At 38.7% G+C, this 25,703-nt stretch carries 20 protein-coding genes; 11 read left to right on the top strand and 9 right to left on the bottom strand.

Annotation, left to right across the window (positions count from 1 at the left end):
- Positions 1–19: 19 nt before the first annotated feature.
- Positions 20–907: a DMT family transporter gene (locus I6L50_RS22595; RefSeq protein ID WP_219303179.1), complete on the bottom strand. Its 888-nt coding sequence runs from the start codon at positions 905–907 to the stop codon at positions 20–22.
- Positions 908–1,251: 344 nt separating this feature from the next.
- Between I6L50_RS22595 and I6L50_RS22590 the strand changes: the two genes are divergently transcribed.
- Complete coding sequence (locus I6L50_RS22590) at positions 1,252–2,037, top strand: glycosyltransferase family 2 protein (RefSeq protein WP_219303740.1); 786 nt, start codon at positions 1,252–1,254, stop codon at positions 2,035–2,037.
- On the opposite strand, the gene I6L50_RS22585 is transcribed toward I6L50_RS22590, so the two are convergent.
- From I6L50_RS22585 to rfbF, 4 genes are read right to left on the bottom strand one after another with little or no spacing between them, the layout of a single operon-like run.
- Positions 2,006–2,929, bottom strand: a complete 924-nt coding sequence (locus I6L50_RS22585) for an NAD-dependent epimerase/dehydratase family protein (protein WP_219303178.1) — start codon at positions 2,927–2,929, stop codon at positions 2,006–2,008. The two genes, I6L50_RS22590 and I6L50_RS22585, sit on opposite strands and share 32 nt — an antisense overlap.
- Positions 2,926–4,149 carry a class I SAM-dependent methyltransferase gene (locus I6L50_RS22580; RefSeq protein WP_219303177.1) on the bottom strand — a complete coding sequence of 408 codons (1,224 nt, stop codon included), beginning with the start codon at positions 4,147–4,149 and terminating at the stop codon, positions 2,926–2,928. Before I6L50_RS22580 ends, I6L50_RS22585 begins: the two co-directional genes overlap by 4 nt.
- A 12-nt stretch (positions 4,150–4,161) precedes the next feature.
- The gene (gene rfbG, locus I6L50_RS22575; RefSeq protein ID WP_219303176.1) at positions 4,162–5,217 is read right to left on the bottom strand and encodes a CDP-glucose 4,6-dehydratase; all 1,056 of its coding nucleotides are present in this window, start codon (positions 5,215–5,217) and stop codon (positions 4,162–4,164) included.
- A gap of 1 nt (position 5,218) precedes the next feature.
- Positions 5,219–5,986, bottom strand: coding sequence for a glucose-1-phosphate cytidylyltransferase (rfbF, locus tag I6L50_RS22570; RefSeq protein ID WP_219303175.1), 768 nt, complete (start codon positions 5,984–5,986; stop codon positions 5,219–5,221).
- Between the two features lie 276 nt (positions 5,987–6,262).
- On the opposite strand from rfbF, the gene I6L50_RS22565 reads away from it, so the two are divergent.
- From I6L50_RS22565 to I6L50_RS22550, 4 genes are all read left to right on the top strand, one after another.
- Entirely contained in the window at positions 6,263–6,667 is a 405-nt protein-coding gene (locus tag I6L50_RS22565) for a MerR family transcriptional regulator (protein WP_012261301.1), read from the top strand.
- A 119-nt stretch (positions 6,668–6,786) separates the two neighbouring features.
- A complete protein-coding gene (locus I6L50_RS22560) occupies positions 6,787–8,115 on the top strand; it encodes a hemolysin family protein (protein WP_044443291.1) in 1,329 nt (442 codons plus the stop codon).
- 53 nt (positions 8,116–8,168) lie between these two features.
- Positions 8,169–8,582, top strand: coding sequence for an ATP synthase subunit I (locus tag I6L50_RS22555; protein ID WP_002084378.1), 414 nt, complete (start codon positions 8,169–8,171; stop codon positions 8,580–8,582).
- A 220-nt stretch (positions 8,583–8,802) separates the two neighbouring features.
- Positions 8,803–9,354: a DUF2179 domain-containing protein gene (locus I6L50_RS22550; RefSeq protein ID WP_002014015.1), complete on the top strand. Its 552-nt coding sequence runs from the start codon at positions 8,803–8,805 to the stop codon at positions 9,352–9,354.
- Positions 9,355–9,451: 97 nt separating this feature from the next.
- Here I6L50_RS22550 and I6L50_RS22545 read toward each other — a convergent pair whose 3' ends face one another.
- The gene (locus I6L50_RS22545; RefSeq protein WP_002033344.1) at positions 9,452–9,679 is read right to left on the bottom strand and encodes a DUF3923 family protein; all 228 of its coding nucleotides are present in this window, start codon (positions 9,677–9,679) and stop codon (positions 9,452–9,454) included.
- Positions 9,680–9,754: 75 nt separating this feature from the next.
- Entirely contained in the window at positions 9,755–10,135 is a 381-nt protein-coding gene (locus I6L50_RS22540; RefSeq protein WP_219303174.1) for a hypothetical protein, read from the bottom strand.
- Between the two features lie 361 nt (positions 10,136–10,496).
- Here I6L50_RS22540 and I6L50_RS22535 point away from each other — a divergent pair, with 361 nt between their 5' ends.
- A complete protein-coding gene (locus I6L50_RS22535; protein WP_219303173.1) occupies positions 10,497–16,301 on the top strand; it encodes a DUF7507 domain-containing protein in 5,805 nt (1,934 codons plus the stop codon).
- 380 nt (positions 16,302–16,681) lie between these two features.
- On the top strand, positions 16,682–17,509 hold the full coding sequence (locus I6L50_RS22530) for a tetratricopeptide repeat protein (protein ID WP_219303172.1): 828 nt from the start codon (positions 16,682–16,684) through the stop codon (positions 17,507–17,509).
- An 82-nt stretch (positions 17,510–17,591) separates the two neighbouring features.
- Here the strand turns inward: I6L50_RS22530 and I6L50_RS22525 are convergent, their stop codons facing one another.
- Positions 17,592–18,788 (bottom strand): MDR family MFS transporter, encoded by a 1,197-nt coding sequence (locus tag I6L50_RS22525; protein ID WP_219303171.1) that lies wholly within the window; start codon positions 18,786–18,788, stop codon positions 17,592–17,594.
- 112 nt (positions 18,789–18,900) lie between these two features.
- On the opposite strand from I6L50_RS22525, the gene I6L50_RS22520 reads away from it, so the two are divergent.
- The 4 genes from I6L50_RS22520 to I6L50_RS22505 all read left to right on the top strand — a co-directional run bounded on the left by I6L50_RS22520 (position 18,901) and on the right by I6L50_RS22505 (position 25,404).
- Positions 18,901–19,443, top strand: coding sequence for a CGNR zinc finger domain-containing protein (locus I6L50_RS22520; protein WP_219303170.1), 543 nt, complete (start codon positions 18,901–18,903; stop codon positions 19,441–19,443).
- Between the two features lie 41 nt (positions 19,444–19,484).
- On the top strand, positions 19,485–20,240 hold the full coding sequence (locus I6L50_RS22515) for a class I SAM-dependent methyltransferase (protein ID WP_219303169.1): 756 nt from the start codon (positions 19,485–19,487) through the stop codon (positions 20,238–20,240).
- A 147-nt stretch (positions 20,241–20,387) separates the two neighbouring features.
- Positions 20,388–22,937 (top strand): collagen-like protein, encoded by a 2,550-nt coding sequence (locus tag I6L50_RS35000; RefSeq protein WP_257475410.1) that lies wholly within the window; start codon positions 20,388–20,390, stop codon positions 22,935–22,937.
- Positions 22,938–22,956: 19 nt separating this feature from the next.
- Entirely contained in the window at positions 22,957–25,404 is a 2,448-nt protein-coding gene (locus I6L50_RS22505) for a BC_3345 family exosporium-associated protein (protein ID WP_219303168.1), read from the top strand.
- Positions 25,405–25,486: 82 nt separating this feature from the next.
- Here the strand turns inward: I6L50_RS22505 and I6L50_RS22500 are convergent, their stop codons facing one another.
- Positions 25,487–25,630 (bottom strand): hypothetical protein, encoded by a 144-nt coding sequence (locus I6L50_RS22500; protein WP_000945246.1) that lies wholly within the window; start codon positions 25,628–25,630, stop codon positions 25,487–25,489.
- Positions 25,631–25,703: the final 73 nt, after the last annotated feature.

Below are 25,703 nucleotides of genomic sequence, written 5' to 3'. Positions count from 1 at the left end.
TCTCTGCCTGTTTTTTATACTATTTTTGCTTTTCAAAAGTCGTAATTATAACGCTACATATAATAAGGATACCACCAATGAAAAAGTTAATATTTAATGTTTCATTTAAGAGCAGCCAACCAAGCAACGATCCAACGATAGGCTGGAAGAAGAAAAATAATGAGCCAATGCTAGCATCCATTAATTCTAATCCTTTATTCCAAAGAAAAAATGCACCTGCGGTTGAGACAATTCCTAAATAGAGTACGCCTAATAATACGTACATGTTTATATGTTCAATAGGACTTGATTGGAGTTCCCATACCATAAAAGGTGTAATGAAAAAGAGTGAAAAGAATATTGCGTACGTTGTAATAATTAAAGATGAAAATCGAGCTGAAGCGATTTTTACATAAATGGACAGTAAAGCCCACGTAATAGCAGCTCCAACTAAAATGATTGTACCGATAAAATAGGAGCCGATTTCAATATCCCATCCGATAACGATAATGACACCGATTGTCGCTATTATAGTTGATAAAAGTCTACGAGTAGTTAGTTTCGCTTTTAAAATGAGCGCTGCAAATATAACCATAAATGCAGGTGTAGCTGATGTCACTAAGGAGCCTGTATGAGCATCGGATAATTTCGTTCCGATAAATTGACATGTGATTGAAATGAAATACCCGATGAATCCAATCCAAGCAAATAATAGCCAATCTTTTTTGTGGATGGGTACTTTTTTCTTTTGCTTTTTTTCAGTTATTTTCAAAATCACATATAAAACAACAAAAGCGATAATAAAACGTAGCCAAACGAGTGTAAGTGGCGGGATAAAGTCGAGTACGTATTTACTAACGACGTACATACCGCCCCATATACTTGCTGCTAGAGATAAACATATAGCTCCTAAAATTGTTTGTTTCATTTGAATTACCTCCGTCTATTTTTAGGGTTATGATTTATTCCCTAAGACGAGGCATAGTGCACTTGTTATATGAATGCCCGTCTTAGTTTATAGACGGCCTACAGGTTGATCGTTTTCGAATGAAGTGTTGTAGTACATGAGCGGATTCCTCCTCCATAATTTTATAATGATATTATAACTTAATTTTCAGTTTATTGGGGTGTTAATTGTACGGAGTTGATTCTTTAGAAAATGGTGGTTGTCGAAGAAAGCATAGTATATGGTAGAAAAACATATTTTAAAAATAAAAGAAACCAATTACATAACTGATAAGTATATTAAGAGTAGGATGAAAAAGTAGATTAATAGAGAAAGAGGAGGAGATTATTATAACTACAACCGTTATTTCTCATTTTTACAATGAAGAGTATTTATTACCGTGGTGGCTTATGCATCATACGAAACTGTTTGATCATGGTATTTTAATTAATAAAGGCTCTACAGATCGTTCAGTCGAAATTTGCAAAAAATTCGCACCGCATTGGGAAGTGCGAGATTCTACAAATCCAGAGTTTGATGCATTAGCGACAGACCATGAAGTGATGAGGGTGGAACAAGAAGTAGAAGGTTGGAAAATGATTTTAAATACGACTGAGTTTCTTTGTGTGCAAGATAAAAATCAGTTTTGGAAATCACTAAATGAATTGGGAGAGAGGATGTATTGGCTGGAAGGGCTTATTATGGTCGATGATCTTAACTATAATTATCCGGAACTTAACTTTGGAATACCTTTAATGAAACAGCGATTTCACGGTTACTTACCGGAAGATTGGAGATTATGGAGAAGAGGTAGATTCATTCATAATAATGAACATGGAAGCTACACTGTTGGAAGGCATTTAACTGCACATGAATTTATGAATTACCCACCTCTTGCTTGTATTGCATGGTTTGGATTTAGTCCGTGGAACGATGCGATGAGGAAGAGGAAATTACAAATTGGTCCGACTCTTTCTGAAGGTAGTAAGCATGCAGGAATGGGGACACATCACATTATTACACCTGAAAGATTAGAAGAATGGTATAAGGAATTAGCGAGAGGGACGAAGGATTTACGTTTTAGTGCTGCGTATCGTTATGCTTTTTTATAAATGATTCCCACCATAAAATTGTTTCTTCGATTCCAGTATTTAGATTGTACGTCGGTTTCCAGTTTACTTCAGTTTTTAAACGTTCTACATTAACACCGACGAATAAAGGTTCATCTTTAGAGAAAGGAATCGAACCTAGTTTAATTAAATTTTCTTTTCCTATCTTTTTAGCAATGATAGAAGCTAATTCTTTAATTTGTACAGATTGACCAGAAGCGATATTGATTGTGCCTGTAACATTGCGTTCTAATACTGTTACGAGAGCATCAGCGACGTCACTCACATGGAGGAAATCTCTTAATTGTTTTCCATGTGTACATAGTGCTTCCTCATTTTTTAATAAGGACGTGATAATGTTAGAAACGAGTCGATTCCCTTGTTCGTGAGGGCCATACATATGAAAAATGCGGCTCCAACACATGCTGAGGCTGGTTTGCCCAGCGTATGATTGTAGCCAGGAATGTAGTGCGTTTTTACATAATGAATACGGGGTTTTATAGGAAAGAAGCGGTGAATCTTCAAATAATACGCCGTTAAACCATTCATATTCTGCGCCAGTACCGGCAACGATGACTCGCTTTCCGCCGCATGTTGTGAAGTGTTGAATTAATGAGATACTGGATGTAAGCCAATAGTAATTATTAATAGATACATAACACGCTGGCGGCACTGCTTCCCAAGCTAAATGAATGAGATGACTAGGCTTCATGTCGTAAATGAGTTTTTTTACTTCTTCATCGCAAAGTAAGTTTACTTTATGCCAATGGCAAGAAAGGTGAGAAGGCTTATTTGTATTGTAGGTGGCGTGCACTTCATAGCCCTTTTGTATAAGGGAATTTACAACATATTTACCAATCCATCCACTACCGCCTGTTACAAGGATTTTTTTCATGGCTCAATCACCTCAACTTCTGGAATCGTTACTAAAAATTTGCCGCCCCATTCACGAATGAAAGAGCATTCTTTCATAATTTCGTCTTTCAAATTCCAAGGAAGTATGAGAATGTAATCAGGTTTTGTACGTTTTATTTCTTCAGGAGATTGTATTGGAATGCGGGTTCCTGGTAGAAGGAGATTTTGTTTGTGAGGGTTTTTATCTACTGTATAATTTAGAAACTCTTTTCCTATCCCGCAATAATTTAAAAGGGTGTTTCCTTTAGCAGGAGCGCCGTAACCGATAATTTGTTTGTTTAAAGCCTTTGCTTCGATAAAAAACTTTAAAATACTTATTTTCAATTGTTCTATGCGTTCAGAAAAAAGGAGATAGCAATCTAATGTATCTAGCCCGTGATCTACTTCTTTTTGGATTATATTTGTAACACTGGAATGGATAGTGGATGAGTCACTGTGATGGTTTACAAAAATACGCAATGAACCACCATGCGTTGCAAGTTCTTCTACATCGACAATTTGTAAATGATGATGAGCTAAAACTTTTTGAAGACTTATAAGTGAGAAGTAGGAGAAATGCTCATGATAGATCGTGTCAAACTGTTTAAAGGATATGAGGTTTAATAAGTGCGGGAATTCAATTGTTATCGTGCCATCGTGTTTTAATAATGTTTTTAAACCGGCAACAAAATCATGCAAGTTCGGAACGTGTGCTAATACGTTATTTGCGACGATTAAATCTGCTTGCGGTAATTTTTTTGCTAAGTCATTGCTGAAAAAATTCACTTCAGTAGGAATTCCTTTTTGGATAGCGATTTCTGCTACATTTTTTGCAGGTTCAATTCCTAACGTTTTGATATTTTCTTTTTGAAAGTATTGTAATAAGTACCCGTCGTTACTTGCGATTTCAATCACTTTCGAATGGTTTGTTAAGTTGAAACGCTTAATCGCCATTTCTACATATTGCTTAGCGTGTAGTAGCCAACTGGAGGAGTAAGAGCTAAAGTATAAATAGTCATGAAAAATATTGTGCGGAGATTCAAATTCATCTAATTGTACAAGTAAACAAGAGTTACAAACAAACGTATGCAGCGGATAAAATGGCTCCATTTTATATGAGTGTTCTGGAGCTACAAATGAGTTAGCGAGAGGAGAAACGCCTAAATCTAAAAAAGTATTTGTGAGTAATGAGTGGCAAAAACGGCATTTTTTCTGTTCCATTTTATAGCCCCCTTATAAATTTTTGAATGCATCGATTTGTTGTCGCGTGAAAGATTCCATATTTTGACCAGATGCATATTTTTTGTACCAATCAACAGTCCAAGCGATAGAATGATCTGTTGATAATTTAGGAGTCCAACCGAGTTTATTTACTGCTTTTGTACTATCAAGTGTTAAAATAGGTGATTCATAAAGAGTATTTGTATGAGGGGAAAGGATTGTTAGTGGTTGATTCCATAATTTTATTATAGATTGAATGACATCATGAACGGTTCTGTTAAGTTCATTTATCGGGCCGAAATTCCACGCTGCTGCATATTCGGCGTCTTTCCAAAGCTGCTCAGCTAAAAGAATATAGCCATGTAAAGGATCTAATACGTGTTGCCACGGACGAATAGCGTTTTTGTTTCTAATATTTAATGTATTATCTTGTAAATATGCACGAATGATATCTGGGAATAATCGGTCTTCTGCCCAATCACCGCCGCCGATGACGTTACCTGCTCTTACTGAGGCAAGTTTCAGAGTGTTAGTGTGGAAGAATGATTTTTGATATGATGTTGCAACTAGTTCAGCACAAGCTTTACTAGCACTATAAGGGTCGAAACCTCCTAGTCGGTCAGTTTCCACGAATGCCCGGTTACCGCTCCCGTCATTTTCATAGCATTTATCACTTGTAACATTAATGATGCCACGTATACTTTCTATATGCTTTGCCGCTTCTAATACGTGAACAGTACCTAAAACATTCGTTTTGAATGTTTCGATAGGATTTTTGTATGAAGTGGTGACGATTGGCTGAGCTGCTAAATGAAATAGTATGTCAGGGTTATGTTGTTTCAGGGCATGGAATAAAGAATCGTAATCTGTAATATCGCCTTTAATTGTTATGCACTCTTTTGATACGTTACATTGTTCAAAAAGGTTAGGGATGGATGGGGGGTGAGAAGAATAGCCAACTACTTCTGCACCTAATGAAGTTAAAAAAAGGGTAAGCCATGAGCCTTTAAAGCCAGTATGTCCTGTAATAAATACTTTTTTCTTATTCCAAAAAGATGATGAAGTCATATTACCAAACCTTCCACGGAGCGTTATTACTTTCCCATAGCTCGACTAATTTATTTTTATCGCGCACTGTATCCATTGGATGCCAAAAACCAGTATGTTGATATGCGGCCAATTCGTTTTTGTTTACTAACTGAACTAAAGTGTCTGTTTCAAAAACAGACTTATCTCCACTAATGTAATTGAAAATATCAGGATTTAAAACGAAAAATCCACCGTTAACCCATCCGCCATCACCTAATGGTTTCTCTTGAAAGGATGTTACAGACTGTTTATCTAATACGAGAGAACCAAATCTGCCTGGAGGTTGTACGGCAGTAACAGTAGCTATTTTGCTGTGTTTTTTATGAAATGCCATGAGTTCTTTTATATTTATATTACTTAATCCATCGCCATAAGTGAGGCAGAAAGGTTCGTCCCCGACGAAATTTTGTATTTTCTTAACTCGTCCACCTGTTTCGGTATTTAGACCGGTATCAATCAGTGTAATTGTCCATGGTTCTATACGATGAGAATGGTTAGTAATTGTATTGTCGCTTAAATGTATCGTGAAATCGGACATGTGTAAGTTGTAATTTAGAAAGAATTCTTTAATTGCATATCCTTTATAGCCTAAGCAAATAATAAACTCAGTAATGCCGTAATGACTATACAAACTCATAATGTGCCATAGAATAGGCTTTGTTCCAATTTCAATCATAGGTTTTGGTTTTAAATGAGTTTCTTCCCCAATCCTTGTTCCGTATCCACCTGCAAGAATAACAGCTTTCATTTTTTCCTCCTAATTATAAAAAGAATTTGATATCGATGTTATTATGATATGTACTTAAATTAGAAAGGAACGGGAAATTTCATAGTTATATTTCGTTCGTTTTGGTTTTTTGAATTTAAGTATTTTATTATATAATTAAATTAATAGATTGGATTGTATAAGATGAGACGATAAATTTTGTATAAATTATGAATGATAAACCATCACGTTTGACTGTACAGTTTATGTATTGTATGATGTTAGTAATATAAACAAGGGGGGAAGATCGTTGGGAAGGTGTATCGAATCGGACAGTTGGCTCTCATGGCTCACGTGTCGAAACGAACGATTGATTATTATACGAATCTAGGAATCTTAAAAGCGGAGCGATCTCAATCTAATTATCGCTATTACGACGAAACAGCATTTGAGACATTACAATTTATTGAGAAGTGCAAAGAAATGCATATGCCGCTTTGTGAGATTAAAGAGAAGATCGAGGAGAAGAAGCTGCTCGGTATCAATGAACACGTTTCGAAACAAGTGAATGAAGTGACAGACCATATTCATAGATTAGAAGCAGAGCTAACGGAGTTAAAGCCTCTTTTAGATGAATTGACTGATTCACAACGTGAAAAAATATCGAAATCTTTATCAGGTCAAACGACAGCTTTAATACAGACACTTGCTCTATTATTATAGAATAAGTGAAATCCGACCTCTTTAATTTTTGTATCGGGCTATGTTTTCTAACGAACAAATAAGAAAACATTATAGTATACAGGAGGTGGACACCTTAGTTTTTTAACTAAGGGGATTCATTGGAAATATTTAATTTAGTCATGGTTGCGATTTTAATCGCATTTACTGGATTTTTCGTAGCAGCAGAGTTTGCGATTGTTAAGATACGTTCAAGTCGCATTGATCAGCTTGTTGCGGAAGGGAAACGCGGTGCGTTAGCAGCGAAAAAGGTAACAACAAATTTAGATGAATATTTATCTGCTTGTCAATTAGGTATTACAGTTACAGCGATGGGATTAGGTTGGTTAGGTGAACCGACAATCGAAAAGTTATTACACCCGTTATTTGAGAAATGGAACGTAAATCCTTCTATCTCATCAGTATTAACTTTTGGTCTTGCTTTTATGCTAATGACATATTTACACGTTGTAGTAGGGGAATTAGCTCCGAAAACGCTGGCAATTCAAAAGGCTGAAAAAGTAACGTTGTTATTGGCAACTCCGTTAATGATGTTCTATAAAATCATGTATCCATTTATTTGGGTATTGAACGGTTCAGCTCGTGTTATAACTGGTTTATTCGGTTTGAAACCAGCTTCTGAACATGAAGTAGCTCATACAGAAGAAGAATTACGTCTTATTCTTTCAGATAGCTATGAAAGTGGCGAAATTAATCAAGCTGAATACAAGTATGTAAATAATATCTTTGAATTTGATAATCGCATCGCGAAAGAGATAATGGTACCGCGTACAGAAATCGTTGGTTTCTATCTTGAAGATTCAGTAGAAGAACACATGAAAGTAATCCAAAATGAACGATACACACGTTATCCGATTTTTGGAGAAGATAAAGATGATATTATCGGTATGGTCAACGTAAAAGATTTCTTTATTCGATATATGAACAACGATCAAGAAGATTTATCATCGATTCGCACGTATATGCGTCCGATTATTGAAGTTATGGAAACGACTCCAATTCATGATTTATTACTGCAAATGCAGAAGAAGCGAATTCCAATGGCTGTTTTATATGATGAGTACGGAGGAACAGCTGGAATTGTAACGCTTGAAGATATATTGGAGGAAATCGTCGGCGAAATTCGTGATGAATATGATGAAGATGAAGCACCACCAATTCAACATGTGAACGAGTATCATAAAATTGTTGATGGAAAAGTGCTTATCTCAGAAGTAAAAGATTTGTTTGGATTACACATTGAAGAAGACGATGTGGATACAATCGGTGGATGGATTATGATGCAAAATCATGAAATCGAAGAAGGACAATACGTTGAAGCAGAAGGCTATGAATTTAAAGTGTTAGAAAAAGATGCTTATCAAATTAAACGTGTTGAAATTCAAAAAATGGATCATGAACAAGAACAAGAGAAAGCAGCAACTGTGTAAGTTGCTGCTTTTCTTCTGACACATAATAAAATGTGAAATTAGGAGCGGATATTTTGATTCAAGTAGCCTTACGTGTATATCGATTACAATTGTATACGATCTTTAGTGGTTTACTACTAATGTGGGCGGTTACTCCGTTTGGGAAACAAGTGACAGGGTTCGGTATCGGTTTAGCAGTTAGCGCATATTGTCTTTGGCTATTAGCTCGCAGAGTGGAGAAATTAGGAAGAAGTATCGTGATGAAAGAAAAGGCTCCTGGATTAGGAGTTCTAAACCGATTTGCGGCCGCAATATTAGGGGCTATCATTATGTTTGAAATTGAGCATGAAATGGAAATGTGGGCATTTGGTACTGGAATATTGGGTGGACACTTTTTAATGATTGCGAATTTAGCCTATGCAAATATGCAGCTAGTAAAAGAAGAAGAGAAGCAAAAGGAAAATGCTTCGAAAAACATAGAACTCTGATGAAAGGGACCTAATGGGGTTCCTTTTTTGCGTTTAAAAATAAATGATATAATAAGAATGATTTACTGGTACTTATCGAATTTACGCCAAACATAATACGCTTATTTTTGGGGCATTTCAATAGTATGAAAAAAAATTAAAAAAAATTAAAAAACCCATCGATTTCTAAAGCTTATGTATGTTATCATGACAAAAGAATTTGCGAAAGAGGTGGATACCAATGTTACAAGCTTTACTTATTTTTGTGCTTCAAATTATTTACGTTCCAACTTTAACAATCCGTACGATTTTGCTTGTAAAGAATCAAACAAGATCCGCTGCAGGTGTAGGATTGTTAGAAGGAGCAATTTATATTGTCAGTTTAGGTATTGTGTTTCAAGATTTATCAAATTGGATGAACATTGTTGCCTATGTCATCGGCTTTAGTGCGGGACTATTATTAGGCGGTTATATAGAAAATAAATTAGCAATTGGATATATTACGTATCAAGTTAGTTTACTAGACCGTTGTAATGAATTAGTAAATGAATTACGCCATTTTGGATTTGGCGTTACAGTATTTGAAGGTGAAGGAATAAATTCTATACGTTATCGCTTAGATATCGTTGCAAAGCGTTCTAGAGAAAAAGAACTGTTAGAAATTATTAATGAAATTGCACCGAAAGCGTTTATGTCTTCTTATGAAATCCGTTCGTTTAAAGGTGGATATTTAACGAAGGCGATGAAAAAGAGAGCATTGTTGAAGAAGAAGAAAGATGAACATGCATCGTAAAGAAAAGGGAGTAGTGCAGCTTTAAAAGCACGGCATAATCCCCATAGAAAAAAGAGAGGAATCTATATTGAAAAAGATTCCTCTCTTTTTTTCTGCGTTATTTTTTTCTGCTTTTTCTCAGATTAACAATTAACCATACAACTTGAATAATTAGTGGTAATATAAATGCAATTAATAAAACGATAAATGCTATTAATTTTAGCTCAGGTGTTTGAGTAACGCCGGTCCCATCAACCTCTCTTAGCCAAATGATAGCTGCCAATATCCCGAAAGTTATAATCCAAAATATGTTACCAATCCACCAAAAAATCCATCGTCTTTTCATATTAGCACCTCTTATATTTACCCTCTGTTAAAAGTATATTTTCGGTTGTTATATTTAAATGAAATAACTATAAAACTACTTTTTTTCAACTGTATATCTAACTTGTTTAAAGGTTGCCATGTCTCCATCTTCGTTACCATCTTTCGTTTGCAAAAGTTGAACTCTTGGCTTGTAGTCCGTCCTATGAGCGTGCTCGATATCTTTAATGTTAAGTTTGTAGGATTCACCATTATTTATTTTTTGTTCCAATACTTTTTTATTGGCAACATAAATAAAAGTTACTTTATTTTCATCAATACCTTCAGTCTTAATTTCTAATTCATTATCTTTTGTTGTAATCGTTGGTGTTAATAATTCAATACTGCCGCTTCCGGTTTCTGAAGAATTTTCTACTATAGTTGAACATCCGGATAAAATGATTCCGATGAATAGAAGAACAATTAATTTCTTTTTCATAAGCTCCCCCCCGATTTCGAAAAAATTTTGATTTGTTCATTTCTAGAAAATTAGTGTGGAACGTAGATGAATAGCTATTAATCTCTTTAAATTATACCATAATATGTAAAATGAATGTAGGTATATATGTTTTAGAAGGTAGCATCAAAATTTTTTCTTTTACATCGTTAGGGGATAAGAAGTCTTGTATATAAATCATTCACATAATGTACTAAATGTGCATAAAATACGTGGAATAGTTATGTCTTTATTAGCAAGGTATCAATAAGAATTAGGACAGCTTTTTATAATACATTTGGCCTAATGAAATATTTTTTGATTGAGATATATAAGATGGTAAGTGAGACGGGAGTGATAATGTTTGGCAGCAACAATATCGGGAATTGTATTTAATGATTTAAATCACAATGGTCAATTTGATCCTGGAGAGCCAGGAATACCTAATGTTTTTGTTGTTTTATTTAGCAGTACGGCAGCAACATGTATAACTACCCAAACAGATATAAATGGAAATTATAGTTTTACTGTCACTGCGGCAGGAACTTATACTGTATATGAACCTGTCGCTAATCCAGGTGATACTTGCCCACCTACAAATTTCACTCAACCTGATGGATTTACTATGTCAAATGGACCGAGAAAACTAACAATTACAGTTACCGCAGCTCAAATTAATAATGGTGCAACAATTGCGAATCAAAATTTTAGCCACGATACTGTTAATAATCCTTTAGATTGTACGACAACTATGATTCAGTTTGCAGGTACCCCATCTATTTGGTATAACATCAATGTTGTCACTGGTGCAACATTGATTCAAGGAACGGTAAATCCCCCTGTAAATATAAATGCTATTGCATATAATACTTTGGATAATTATATTTATGGATATGATCAATTAAATAATAACATTGTACGTGTAGATAACAATGGAAATGTAACAGCTCTATTTCCTCTACCGACAGGATTACCTGTGGATAATTATAACGTTGGAGCTTTTGATCTTAATGGATTTCTATATATTTCTGTAAATGATATTGCAAGATTCTATGTAATTGATTTGCGTCCAAATTCTGCAACATTTATGAAACTAGTTAATCCAGCGACTGGATATACAGAACAAACTAGTAATTTTGGCGTTGGTTTAAGTACAACACTAAACGTAAGTGATTGGGTATATAATCCGTCAGATAATTTTTTATACGGCATAACACCTACCGGTATCGCTATAAGGGTAAGCCCCACGACAGGACAAATTACAAATTTAACGACAACACCTCATAATACGGGGCCTTTTGGGGCAATTGCGTTGGACTCGAATGGTATAATCTATGCGATTGCTAATCCAACCGGTAATATATACCGATATATTATCGCTGGTAATACCGCAACCGCCGCATTATTTTCTAGCACCGTTACAACCTCATTTAATGATGCAACTATGTGTCTACTAGCTGAAATTAACGTAGATTTTGGTGACGCTCCAAATACTGCTCCGGGTAACGGACCAGATAATTATTCTACGTTACTAGCTAATAATGGACCACGTCACGGAATTGTAAATGAACTAGTATTAGGGACAAAAGTTACAGCGGAAACAGATGCTTATCAAAATCCCACAGCAACAGGTGACGATATTTCAAAAGGTATTCAAGATGACGGCTTAACGGTTCCTCTTGCTACACTTTCTGTTAGTGCTACTAGTTATTCGCTAAATGTAACCGTAACGAATGAAACAGGAAGTGATGCTAATTTATATGGATGGATTGATTTTAATGAGGATGGAATATTTCAAGGGAATGAGGGAGCGATTGTTCAAGTAGTGCCTTCAGTTGCAGGGACTCAAACCGTTATCTTGAACTTCACGGTACCACCGGGTGTAACATTAACTCCTGGTCACACTTTTGTAAGACTTAGATTAACAACAGATAATCTTATTAATCAGAATGCTGGAACTCCAACATCAGTGGATACAAGGAGTGTAGGTCCTGCCTCTGACGGAGAAGTAGAAGATTATATTTTACAAGTGAATAATGTTGCTGATTTAATGGTGGTGAAAACGAATAGCCCAGTACCAGTACAGCCGGGACAGGAACTCACCTACACGATACAAGTAACGAATAATGGTCCTGATGCTGCTCAAGATGTTACGTTAACGGATGATATTCCATCTGAGATTTTAAATCCTGAGTATAGTTTAGATGGAGGAATTAATTTTCAGAGCTGGACAGGAAGTTTAAGTCTTGGAACTTTACCGACAGGTAGTTCCGTACAAATTATAATTCGAGGAACAGTTAGTCCTTCTGCTACGGGAATTATAGCGAATACTGCAACTGTTAGCAGTACAACATTCGATCCAGATTTGAGCAATAACACTGATACCTCTTTTGCTCCTATTAGTTTCTCGGCGGATATTTCTGTTGTTAAAACAGCAAGTCCGACACCTGTTGTAGCTGGTGAGCTACTCACTTATACAATAGTAGTTTCGAATGCAGGACCAAATGCAGCACAGAATGTAACGTTAACGGACGTTATACCAAGTGAAATTTTGAGTCCGGAATATTCAATAGACGGAGGGGTAACGTTTAATCCATGGCCTGGTACTCTTTCTCTAGGAACTTTGGCAAATGGTGCAACAGAAACGGTATTGATCCGAGGAACAGTAAGTACCTCTGCTACTGATTCTATCACAAACACAGCGACTGTAGATTCGACTACCCCAGACCCAGATCCAACGAATAACACCTCAACAGTTATTACTCCCGTTAATGCTTCAGCAGATGTTGCTATTATTAAAACGGCAAATCCAAACCCAGTAAGCGGTGGAAACGTACTAACTTACACGCTTTTCATATCTAATTTGGGTCCGTCAGATGCGCAGAATGTAATAGTAACAGACGCAGTGCCGAGTGTTGTTTTAAATCCGGAATATTCAACAGACGGAGGAGTAACGTTTAATCCGTGGCCTGGTACTCTTTCTTTAGGAACTTTAGTAAATGGTGCAACAGAAACGATCTTGATTCAAGGAACGGTAAGTACTTCTGCTACTGGAACTATAACAAACACAGCAACGGTAGAATCAACAACACCGGACCCAGATCCAACGAATAATACTTCAACAGTTGTTACAACAGTAAGTGAATCGGCGGATATTTCAGTGGTGAAATTGGGGAATCCAAATCCGGTGATTGCGGGGCAGGTAATCACGTATACAATTGTAGTATCAAATGCAGGTCCATCAGATGCGGAAAATGTAATGTTAACAGATGCTATACCAAGTGTTGTTTTAAATCCAGAATTTTCGATAGATGGGGGAGTAACGTTTAATCCGTGGCCAGGTTCAATCAATTTAGGTACATTGGTAAATGGCACAGCAGAAACAGTGTTGATCCGAGGAACGGTAAGTGCTAATGTAACTGGATCGATAATAAACACAGCAACGGTAGAATCAACAACACCAGACCCTGACTTAACGAATAACACCTCAACTTTCGAAACACCAGTTGAAGCTTTAGCAGATATTTCAGTAGTGAAAACAGGAAGTCCAAATCCAGTACTTGCAGGAAATGTGCTGACCTACACAATTGTAGTATCGAATGCGGGACCATCAGATGCAGAAAATGTAATGCTCATAGATAAGGTGCCGAATAAGATTTTGAATCCGGAATATTCGACAGATGGAGGAGTAACGTTTAATCCATGGCCGGGTTCAATCAATTTAGGTACACTAGCAAATGGGGCTTCACAAACAATTATACTAAGGGGAACGGTAAATCCTTCAGCAACGGGATTAATTACGAACACAGCCGTAGTTAATAGTACGACGCCGGATCCAGATCCAACAAACAATATCTCTACGGAGTTTAGCGCGATAAATACGTCAGCAGATATTTCAGTAGTAAAGACAGCGAATCCGAGTCCAGTACTTGCAGGGGGGATACTCACTTATACTGTAGTAGTGTCAAATGCGGGACCAAATGATGCATTGAATGTTACGGTGATGGATGCTATACCAAGTGAACTTTTAAATCCGGAATATTCAACAGACGGAGGAATAACGTTTAATCCGTGGCCGGGTTCTATTAATATAGGTACGCTAGCAAATGGGGCTTCACAAACAATTATACTAAGGGGAACGGTAAATCCTTTGGCTACGGGGTTAATTACGAACTCAGTAACTGTAGATTCAACGACCCCAGACCCAGATCCGGACAATAACACCTCAACGATCGTTACGCCGGTGAATACTGAAGCGGATATTTCTGTGACGAAGTTAGCTAATCCATCACCTGCGATTGCTGGTGAATTACTGACTTATAGTGTAGTAGTATCAAATGCAGGCCCAAATGATGCGTTGAATGTAACGTTAACGGATGCTATACCAAGTGTGGTATTAAATCCGGAATATTCAATAGACGGAGGAGTAACGTTTAATCCATGGCCGGGTTCTATTAATATAGGTACGCTAGCAAATGGGGCTTCAATTACTTTCTTAATTCGAGGAACGGTAAGTGCCTCTGCTACGGAAACAATTAGAAACACCGCAACCGTAGATTCAACGACCCCGGATCCAGATCAAACGAATAACACAACAACGATTGATACGCCTGTGAATGCATTAGCAGATATTTCAGTAGTGAAAACAGGAAACCCGAACCCAGTAAACGCAGGCGAGATACTCACTTATACTTTAGTTGTCTCGAATTTAGGGCCGTCAGATGCAGAAGCTGTTACAGTGATAGATGCTGTATCAAGAAAAATTTCAAATCCAGAATTTTCAACAGATGGAGGGGTAACGTTTAGTCCATGGCCTGGCACTACGAATATAGGTACATTGCCAAATGGCTCTTCCGTAACGATCTTAATTCGGGGAACAGTAAAATCATCAGTTACTGGCTTCATTAGGAATACGGCAGTAGTCAGCTCGCCGACACCAGATCCAAATTTAGCAAATAACAGATCAACTATTGTTACACCAGTAACTGAGTCAGCGGATATTTCAGTAGTGAAAATAGGTCGTCCGAATCCAGTGAATGCGGGAGAGATACTCACTTATAGGTTGGTTGTAGCAAATGCAGGACCATCCGATGCTCAAAATGTTACACTCACAGATACAGTACCGAGCGAGATTTTGAATCCGGAATATTCAGTAGATGGAGGGAATACGTTCAATCCATGGCCTGGTTCTATTGTATTAGGAACATTAGCTAGCGGGTCATCAGTGACTGTCTTTATTCGAGGAATGGTAAGTTCCTCTGCTAGGGGAATCATTAGAAACACCGCAACCGTAAGTTCAACAACACCAGATCCAGATCCAACGAATAACACCTCAACTACTATGACATTAGTGACTACTTCTGCTGATATTTCTGTTGTAAAAGTGGCAAGCACAGTGCCAGTGTCGGTAGGTCAGGTACTCACATATACGATATTAGTATCGAATGCTGGCCCGTCAGATGCGGCGGCTGTAACGGTAACTGATGCAGTACCGAGAGAACTTTCGAATGTAGAATTTTCAGTAGATGGAGGAATCACGTTTAATCCATGGCTTGGTACTACGAATATAGGTGACTTACCAAAAGGTGAAACATCAATCATTTTAATAAGAGGGATATTGACTTCTGCTGCTAACGGATTTATTACGAATACTGTAACCGTAAGCTCACCGACCCCAGATCCAAATCCTGACAACAATACATCTACCGTTGTTACGCCTGTAGGTGGATCAGCAGACGTTTCAATAATAAAAACAGTGAATGCAAACACAATACCTCCAGGTGGATTCCTAACTTACACATTATTTGTATCGAATGCCGGACCATCAAGTGCGCAGAATGTCGTTGTAACAGATACAATACCGAGTCAACTCAACAATGTGGAGTTTTCAGTAGATGGAGGAGTAACGTTTAGTCCGTGGACGGGGACACTAAATTTAGGAACATTGGCTAGTGGTGCCTTTGTTACTATAATTATTAGAGGGTTTGTAAGTCCGAATGCAATCGGGTTTATAATAAATACGGCTACTGTAAGTAGTGACACACCTGATCCAAACCCTTCTAATAATACGTCAACGGTTATAACACCAATAGTCCCCGAGGTTATACCAGTTCGACCGTGTTTCCCGCGACATGATTGTATGAAGCACGAGCATAGAAAATGTAAATAATAATGTTAATGTGGATTAGTTTCACAAAATGGCGCATTTGCAAAGCCCAAAAAGCGGAGTCTCTTCTGAGGCTTCGCTTTTGTTTATGTGACTTATACAAGTTTTTTTGTCCTGGCAAACAACTTGTAATTTGATGACAATGTGATTCTACCAAACTTGAAAATTTTTAAAGAGATTTCGTATCTTTACATAGGTATATATTTTCTTTAGAAAGCGGTGTTGATAAAATCATTACGAATTGGATATCCAAATATATGATGAAATGTAGACAGGAGAAAGAGCTTAATACGAAGCAATCTTATTTTTATAGAAATTACAATTTTTACATATTAAAATGATGATAGGGAATAGATGAATTCATTCACTTCGGAGGTAGTTACTTGAACATTAACGAGAAGGCAATTGAAATGTTTGAACAAAATGAATATGAGGAAGAGAATGATGGTAAAGCTCTTGAATTAATAAAAGAAGCTGTTAAGTTGAATCCTTCCTCATACTTTCCTTATAACATCTTAGGGGAAATTTACATGAAACAAGAAAAGTGGGAAGAAGCGAAAGATACATTACAAAAATCTATTTCGATTCAACCATCCGATGAAGCATATCACAATGTAGCTGTAGCTCATTATAATCTTGGAGAGGTGGAAAAAGCTTCGGAATTTTTCTTGCGAGTTGCAGGGGATTCAGACATTATAATGTATAACTATGTAAAATGTTTAATTGATTTAGGGCGAAAAACAGAAGCCAAAGAGAAGTTGGATGCTTTTAACAGGAAATCTGATGATTTTGTAGGAGAAATTAATGTAGCAGATTTATATGTTGAGTTGAATTGCTATAAAGAAGCAATTGAATGGTTCGAAAAGGGATACAAAGAATACTGGAAAAGTCCCAATTGGATTGGTAGATTTGTTTATGCTCTATATAAAGCTAATAATTTCTCCCGTATAAATGAAGTTATACGGGAATCTATCGAAGCGAAGACAGTAGAAATAGAAGATGTTCAGAATGAAGAAGTAGAAGAAAATTGGACAGAAAACGATAAGAAAGAGTTAATTGAGGAATATATAGAAGAGAATAATTGTTATAAAAAAATGATAGAACATATCAAATCTGGATATGTTCCAGGGTTAGAATTTGGAACGGACTATATAGGGGCTTGCTATTTATTTGGTTGTAAAAGACATAATCATTTTGAATATGAAAAATAAAAAGATTCGACTGTCAAACATGATGGTCGAATTTTTTTATTATAGGCTGCTTGTCTAAAGGTACCATCACAATTGTAATGTGTTAAAGATGTTTCGTCTCATTACATAGGTATATATCCTCTTTAGAGATCCCTTTTTTAATATTTAAAATATGTAGTGAAATAAAACCAATAAGTCCTATTCCGCCGAAAATAAGCCATGGTGTATACATGCCGTTTAAGTTGGATGTAAAAGATGTACCGGTATAATTACCGATGATAAAACCAAATGCGAGTGATAATTGATAGAATCCGAAGTAAGTAGCTGTATATGATTCGTTACTGTAATTTGCAATAGCGATATCAGCGTTAGGTAATACGAGTGTTTCACCGATTGTAAATAAAATTACACAAATGAATAGCCAATATGGGTGTTGAAATAAAGGAATGAGTAAAAAGGAAATACTCATTAATAAAACACCGTATTTAATAATTGAAAGTGTGTTGTATTTGTGAAATAGTTTTCGGAATAACACCATAAATATGACGCCTGTTATTGCATTCATCGTAATAACTAGTGTAGCAAGCTGGTTGCTATTACTAATGTTTTTCATATGAAGTGGAAGTGCGACGGTAAGCTGAGTAAACATAATATAGAAGAAAATCATAATAAATGAAAACAAAAGGAAAGATTTGTTTTGTAAGATAGCCTGTAGCCCTAATGTAATAGACGTGTTTTCAGTAGTGACTTGGAAGTGATTTTTAAGTAAGTAAAAGATAAAAGCGAATAACAGCATAAGAGATCCTGTTAGAGAAAAAGCATAGATTGGATCGAGTAAGAGTAAGAACCCTCCTGCAATTGGTCCGATTATTGCTCCGCAATTAAAACTAAGGTTTAAATATGTAAATAAATTTTTTCTCATATGAGCTGGTTGTGAGCCGAATATGGCGCGCGCAGCAGGTTCGTAAAATGCAGTTCCGAAGCCAATAAGTGCAGAAGAAATAGAAATTGTATAGAAATCAGAGCATATTCCTAAAGCGATAAATCCGATTCCTCTTAAAAATAATCCGGCTATCATCATAATGATATAGCCTATTTTGTCAGCAATTAATCCTGAGAATAATGGGATAACTCGTGATGTGATTGTCATAACCGTCAACACTGTTCCTACTTGAACAGCAGAAAAATGAAGAAAGCTTAATAGATAAATAGCTAAAAATGCGTATACTGCAAAGTACCCAAAAGACATAAAAAATGAAGAAATAAGCATGAAACGCATCGGTATTGAGAAACTTTTCATAGAACTCCTCCTAATATTGTAACCAGTAAAAATATTTAATGGTTAACTATTTTATATTATAATTATACATAAAGTCAGAAAAAAGTAAATTTTAAGAAGAAGGTGGATGGAATTGAATCAAAATGCACCAAATGAATTAGAATATATTCGGGAATTTTTAAATACATGGAAAATACCAAACGATACGAGAGAGCCAATTGATATGCTGCAAACAGAAGAGGATATCATGCTCTTTATGAAAGAATATTTTCATGAAGAGGTTCCATTTCATACGATAGAGGAATTAAAAAGTTTTCGAGAAGATATTCGGGTGACGGTTGAAGGCGAAGGATCATTGCAAAAGTGGTTAGAGAAATACCCATTTCATGTACATGTAAAGGCAGATATGAAAGGTATTACATATGAGCCTGTGTACGAAGAGAATGTATATACAAAAGTATTAAGCATTGTTTTAATGACGATTCAAGAAAATTTGTGGGGAAGGTTAAAAGCATGCCCAGATTGTCGCTGGGTATTTTATGATCATTCGCGAAATGGAAGTAAAAGATGGTGCGGTATGTATGCTGGAGAAGAAGGAGGAAGAGCGTGCGGAACGATTGCGAAAGTGAAAAATTACCGGGCGAAGAGAAAAGGGAGATCGGGTTATAATGTTTAATTTATATTAGGGGAAGAAAATTGGATGGGGGAATGTAGGATATGAAAGGTACACAAATGTTAGCTTTAAATAAAAAGTGTTGGGATACAGTTGCACCTTATTTCTTTCAAGTGGATTGTTTACCGAAATATGGTCCATATACAGCGTCTGAAGATGATATTCACTTGTTCGATTCAATCAGAAATAAAAAGGTTCTTGATATTGGATGTGGAAGTGGGCATTCGTTGCAATATATGGCAGAACATGGGGCAGAGGAAGTATGGGGTCTTGATCTTTCAAGTGAACAAATTAAAACAGCGAATGAAACGTTAAAGTGTTGCAATCCAAAGTTAATATGTGGAGCAATGGAAGAGGAAGTGGATATTCCGAAAGGGTATTTTGATATTGTATATTCCATTTATGCATTAGGTTGGACTTCAGATTTAAGAAAAACTTTGGAACTGATTCATTCATATGTAAAGCCAGGAGGAAGCTTTGTTTTTAGTTGGGAGCATCCGGTATATTCAAATTTACAGTATGGTACAGAAGAAATTGCTTTAAAGTCTTCTTATCATGAGGAAACTCCTATTACGTTTGAAACATTTAAAGGAGAAAATGTACAAGCGACATTATATAAGAGAAAAATAAGTACATACATAAATGAGTTAAATAGAGTGGGATTTACAATTGAGAGAATAGAAGAGCCTGAACCATCTAGCTCATTTGATGAAGAACTAGCTGAGCCGTCTACGAAATATTATTCTTTATATAAAGCTAGAATGGTGCCAACGACTTTTATTATTAAGGTGAGAAAGTAAAGTGCTTTATAAAAAGAAGCCTATCATTTCAAATAAATGAAATGATAGGCTTCTTTATTTTTTTAAAAATGAGGTCAAAGATGTACTTTTCATATAAAAATGCATTTCATATAAAAAGTGTAATTATTTTGGGGAAGGGGGATTGTTGTGCGTCATCATAGAAAGTGCAAAAAATTTGTAGTGGCACTGCCTCTTCCGCTTGAAGGAGCAACTGGCCCTACTGGTAACAGTGGTCCAACAGGTCCAACTGGAGGGCATGAAGGTCCGGTCGGGCCTCCGGGAATCACTGGACCTAGAGGCGCAACTGGTCCACAAGGTCCTCAAGGTATTCAAGGAATCCAAGGTCCGCGAGGGACAACAGGAGCTCAAGGAATACAAGGTGCCGTTGGTGATACTGGAGAGCAAGGTGTAACAGGTCCAGTTGGTTTGCAAGGTCCTCAAGGATTAATTGGAGAGCAAGGTCCAGTTGGTGATATTGGATTACAAGGACTAGAAGGTATACAAGGGATTACAGGACCTACTGGTAGTCAAGGGCTACAAGGTCCCCAAGGAATACAAGGAGAGACAGGAGAGCAAGGACAAACTGGCGCACAAGGAATACAAGGAGAAATGGGGGGGACTGGGATATCAGGTGTAACAGGTCCTCAAGGTCCCCAAGGAGCGCAAGGAATACAAGGAGAGGATGGAACTACAGGCATACAAGGAGAAGAAGGCCCGCAAGGAATACAAGGAATTACTGGAGGGCAAGGACCACAAGGTGATCAAGGGCTACAAGGTGTAACTGGCCCAACTGGTTCTACTGGAATACAAGGACCTCAAGGTATAAGTGGAATAAGGGGGTTAACAGGTGTAATAGGTCCTCAAGGTCCACAAGGTGTTCAAGGAATACAAGGAATAAATGGATCCACAGGTTTTCAAGGAGCAAAAGGAGTACGAGGGATAACAGGAGCAACAGGGAGTATTGGTACGGAAGGCCTAGAAGGACCACCGGGTGGTCCGATGGGCACTACTGGTCCAATTGGTCCATCTAGTGGAGTGACCGGTCCATCTGGCCCACCCGGTCCATCTGGTCCACCCGGTCCACCTGGTCCACCCGGTCCACCTGGTGGACCAACAGGTCCAACCGGTGAAACTGGTGCACATGGTGTAACAGGCGGAACTGGTGTAATCGGAATGCAAGGGTTACAAGGTATAACTGGTCCCACTGGTTCTCAAGGTCCAAGGGGAGCACAAGGGTCTCAAGGTGTAGTGGGTGTAGCTGGAATACAAGGTGCACAAGGTTCTCAAGGTCCCCAAGGTCCCCAAGGAATAATAGGAGCAACTGGTGTAGAAGGTCCAATAGGAATACAAGGTCCGCAGGGAGAAATTGGTCCAACTGGTGCAGAAGGTCCTAAAGGTATGCAAGGAATACAAGGGGGAACTGGTCCTACAGGAGCACAAGGAATACAAGGGTTACAAGGAATAATAGGTCCCACAGGCACAACAGGAGCGGCAGGAGTCCAAGGTCCCCAAGGAATACGAGGGGAAACAGGAGCAGCTGGAGCACAAGGTATACAAGGTCTACAAGGAATACGAGGGGAAACAGGAGCAGCTGGCGTTCAAGGGATACAAGGACCTCAAGGAATACAAGGGGAAAATGGATTGACTGGTCCACAAGGTGCTCAAGGTATGCAAGGAGTTCAAGGAATAACAGGTCAGGCAGGAGCGATTGGTTTGCAAGGACATCAAGGATTACAAGGGATATCAGGCCCAATTGGTCCACAAGGTACTCAAGGTGTTCAAGGAATCCAAGGAATAACAGGTCCAACAGGAGCGCAAGGAATTAGAGGTCCACAAGGGAATGTGGGGGAAGACGGCATAACAGGCCCGCAAGGAATACAAGGCACGCAAGGTATTCAGGGACCCGAAGGACCACAAGGAAATGTTGGGATTACTGGTGAAACTGGAGAAACAGGTCAGGTGGGAGTAACAGGAGTAGTTGGAGCTCAAGGGTTGCAAGGTGTTCAAGGAATTATGGGGATACAAGGAATTACGGGAATGACAGGGAATACAGGGACAACAGGGGTAACTGGAATACAAGGAATCCAGGGTATACAAGGTATACAAGGTCCAACTGGTGTAAGTGGAATGACAGGGGTTAGTGGTAGCATAGGGTCAGTTGGAGCGCAAGGTAGTCAAGGGCCGATTGGAGCTGTGGGACCTACTGGAGCCATTGGTAGTCAAGGGCCTATAGGTTTTTTAGGAATTGTAGGTGCAACAGGAGCGACTGGTTTACCTAGTGGTGGCGGTTATTTCTTTTCTACTTCAACGAGTGCAATTGCAGCGAATGCGTTAATACCAATTAATTCCGGATCTACAGTTTTTGGTTCTGAGGTCAGTTTAACAAATGCAACAACTGTAACGTTAAGTACGCCGGGAATATATTTAGTCAGCTATTATTTTCAAGGTGATCCAACTGCTGGAAATGAAACGATTTCCGTGAGGCTTACGTTAAATGGTACGCAAGTCGCAGGGAGTTTTATTTTTTACGTCACGGCAGGTTTTGTATTAGAACCAGCGATTTCTAATACGATGGTCATTAATGTTGCTTCTTCAAATGCTACTTTATCTTTGCAAAATGGTCCATTAGTTATTGGTCATGTAACGACATTATCTGGTGTGATAACAGCTAGTTTAAATGTATTAAAAATAGTTTGATATGTTATAACGGGGGGAGATGCTTGTGAAGGAGCAAGATAAGTGTAGTAAGTTTCAAGCACCTATTCCTTTTCTGCCTTCAGGTATTACGGGACCAACTGGTCCAACCGGTCCGACAGGTTCTTTAGGTGGACCGACTGGACCGCAAGGAATACAAGGCGTTCAAGGGCCAATTGGTCCGGCCGGAATTCAAGGAGTGCAAGGGGTGCAGGGAGAAATCGGTCCAATAGGCCCAACAGGTTTAACTGGGCCACGAGGTTCTCAAGGGAGCCAAGGACTGATGGGGGAACAAGGTCCACAGGGAATTCAAGGTGTTCAAGGTATACAAGGAAAAAGGGGGCCAGCCGGTCCAACCGGAATTCAAGGAATCCAAGGAATACCTGGTCCAATGGGAGAAACAGGTCTAACAGGAATACAAGGCATTCAAGGTATGCAAGGTGAAATCGGGCAGGCGGGTCCAACAGGAATACAAGGTATACAAGGAGTGCAAGGCGAATTAGGTCCGACTGGTCCAACAGGAAATACTGGTATACAAGGTATGCAAGGGGATTTAGGGAGTAGTGGTTTACAAGGTGTAACAGGTATACAAGGTATTCAGGGTCCGATTGGTCCAACCGGTCCAACAGGCTCTCAAGGAATTCAAGGGGAACAAGGGCCAATGGGACCAACAGGAGCAACTGGCGTTCAAGGTTTACAAGGGCCACAAGGTGAGATGGGTCTAACTGGTCCAACAGGTTCTCAGGGGATACAAGGAGTGCAAGGTGTAATAGGCCCAACAGGAGTAACGGGCTTGCAAGGGGATCCAGGTCCAACAGGCTCAACTGGGGGAATCGGCCCAACTGGATCTGCAACCGGCCCAACTGGTCCAGCAGGATCTCCAGGAGGTCCAACTGGTCCGACGGGAGCAACTGGGGCAACCGGAATGACAGGAGCAACTGGGACGACTGGAATCCAAGGCGTACAAGGAGTGATTGGCCTAACCGGAGTAACTGGTTTAACAGGTTTGCAAGGAGTACAGGGACCGATGGGGGCAACTGGTCCAACGGGTGACCAAGGCATTCAAGGTCCGCAAGGAGTAATGGGAGTAACCGGTCCAACTGGATTACAGGGTTTACAAGGAGTACAAGGACCGATAGGAGCAACAGGCCAGGCTGGTCCACAAGGAGTGCAAGGGGCACAAGGTCCAATTGGTCCAACAGGCCCGCAAGGAATACAAGGAATACAAGGTGAGCAAGGAGTAATGGGAGCAACCGGTCCAACAGGTTTACAGGGTCTACAAGGAATGCAAGGTCAGATTGGTCCAACTGGTCCTCAAGGAGTGCAAGGAGTGCAAGGGCCAAGTGGTATAACAGGTCCAACTGGTCCTCAAGGAATTCAAGGAATACAAGGTCCACAAGGAGATATAGGTCCAACCGGTGCGACTGGAATACAAGGAGTGCAAGGTCCAGAGGGTCCAACTGGTCCAACGGGTGCAACAGGCCCGCAAGGAATTCAGGGAATACAAGGAATTCAGGGGCCAACCGGTCCACAGGGCATTCAAGGTCTTCAAGGAATTCAAGGTCCGATTGGTCCAACAGGCCCAACTGGACCTCAAGGAATACAAGGAATAACTGGATCAACAGGTCCAACTGGTCTAACCGGGGTAACAGGAGCTACGGGAGCAACGGGTCCACAAGGGGTGCAAGGAATACAAGGTCCACAAGGGGTAACGGGGCAGGCGGGAGCAACAGGAGCTACGGGAGCAACGGGTCCACAAGGGGTGCAAGGAATCCAAGGTCCACAAGGGATAACGGGACCAACGGGAGCGACCGGAGCTACGGGAGTAACGGGTCCACAAGGAATACAAGGAATCCAAGGTCCACAAGGTGTGACGGGTCAGGCGGGAGCAACTGGATCGACTGGCTCAACAGGTGCGACTGGACCGACAGGGATACAAGGAATAAGAGGAGTAACCGGTGCAACCGGTTCAACCGGAGTAACGGGTCCAACTGGTGCTACAGGTTCAACTGGATCAACCGGTCCAACTGGATCGTCTGCAATATCAACAGGTGGCGGCTATTTCTTTTCTACATCAACAAGTACAATTGCAGCAAATGCCAACATTCCAATTAATTCAGGATCTACTGTATATGGAACTGGTGTATCTTTAACTAGTGCTACAACTGTCACGGTATCCACACCAGGAATATATTTAGTAAGCTACTATTTTCAAGGGGACGCGAACGGTGGGAATGAGACTGTATCTGTTAGGTTACTATTAAATGGAACACAACTAACAGGGAGTTTTATACAAAACGTAACGACATCAACTGTAGTAATCGAACCAGCTATTTCAAATACACTTCTTGTGAATGTGGCGAGCGCAAATTCAACGTTAATATTACAAAATGGTCCATTAGGTGTTGGGCATGTGACCACTATTGCAGGAACAATTACGGCAAGTTTAAATGTGGTGAGGATATTATAAAGGTAGCATAGGAAATAAAAAAAACACAAGGTGTGTCAATGAAGACATTCCTTGTGTTTTTTTATTTTAAATGAACATTTTTTTATCTTTTCGGCTGAAAAATATGCTGAAAGAAGTATTTGTGATGTAAGTTATCTACAACTTTATTTGCTTGATATGTGCGGTGTTGTTCGAGTCGAAGTCTTTGCTCCATCATTTTTATTGCGTGATCTGATAAACGTAACATTGTACCAGTCTCCTTTTCTATAAATATAGTTTTCTGATTGATATCGATTCCATATTTATAACTAAGGAGGCAA

It is taken from the genome of Bacillus sp. FDAARGOS_1420 (assembly GCF_019344915.1).
GTDB classification, from domain to species: domain Bacteria; phylum Bacillota; class Bacilli; order Bacillales; family Bacillaceae_G; genus Bacillus_A; species Bacillus_A mycoides.
This window is presented reverse-complemented; position numbering and strand designations above follow the sequence as displayed.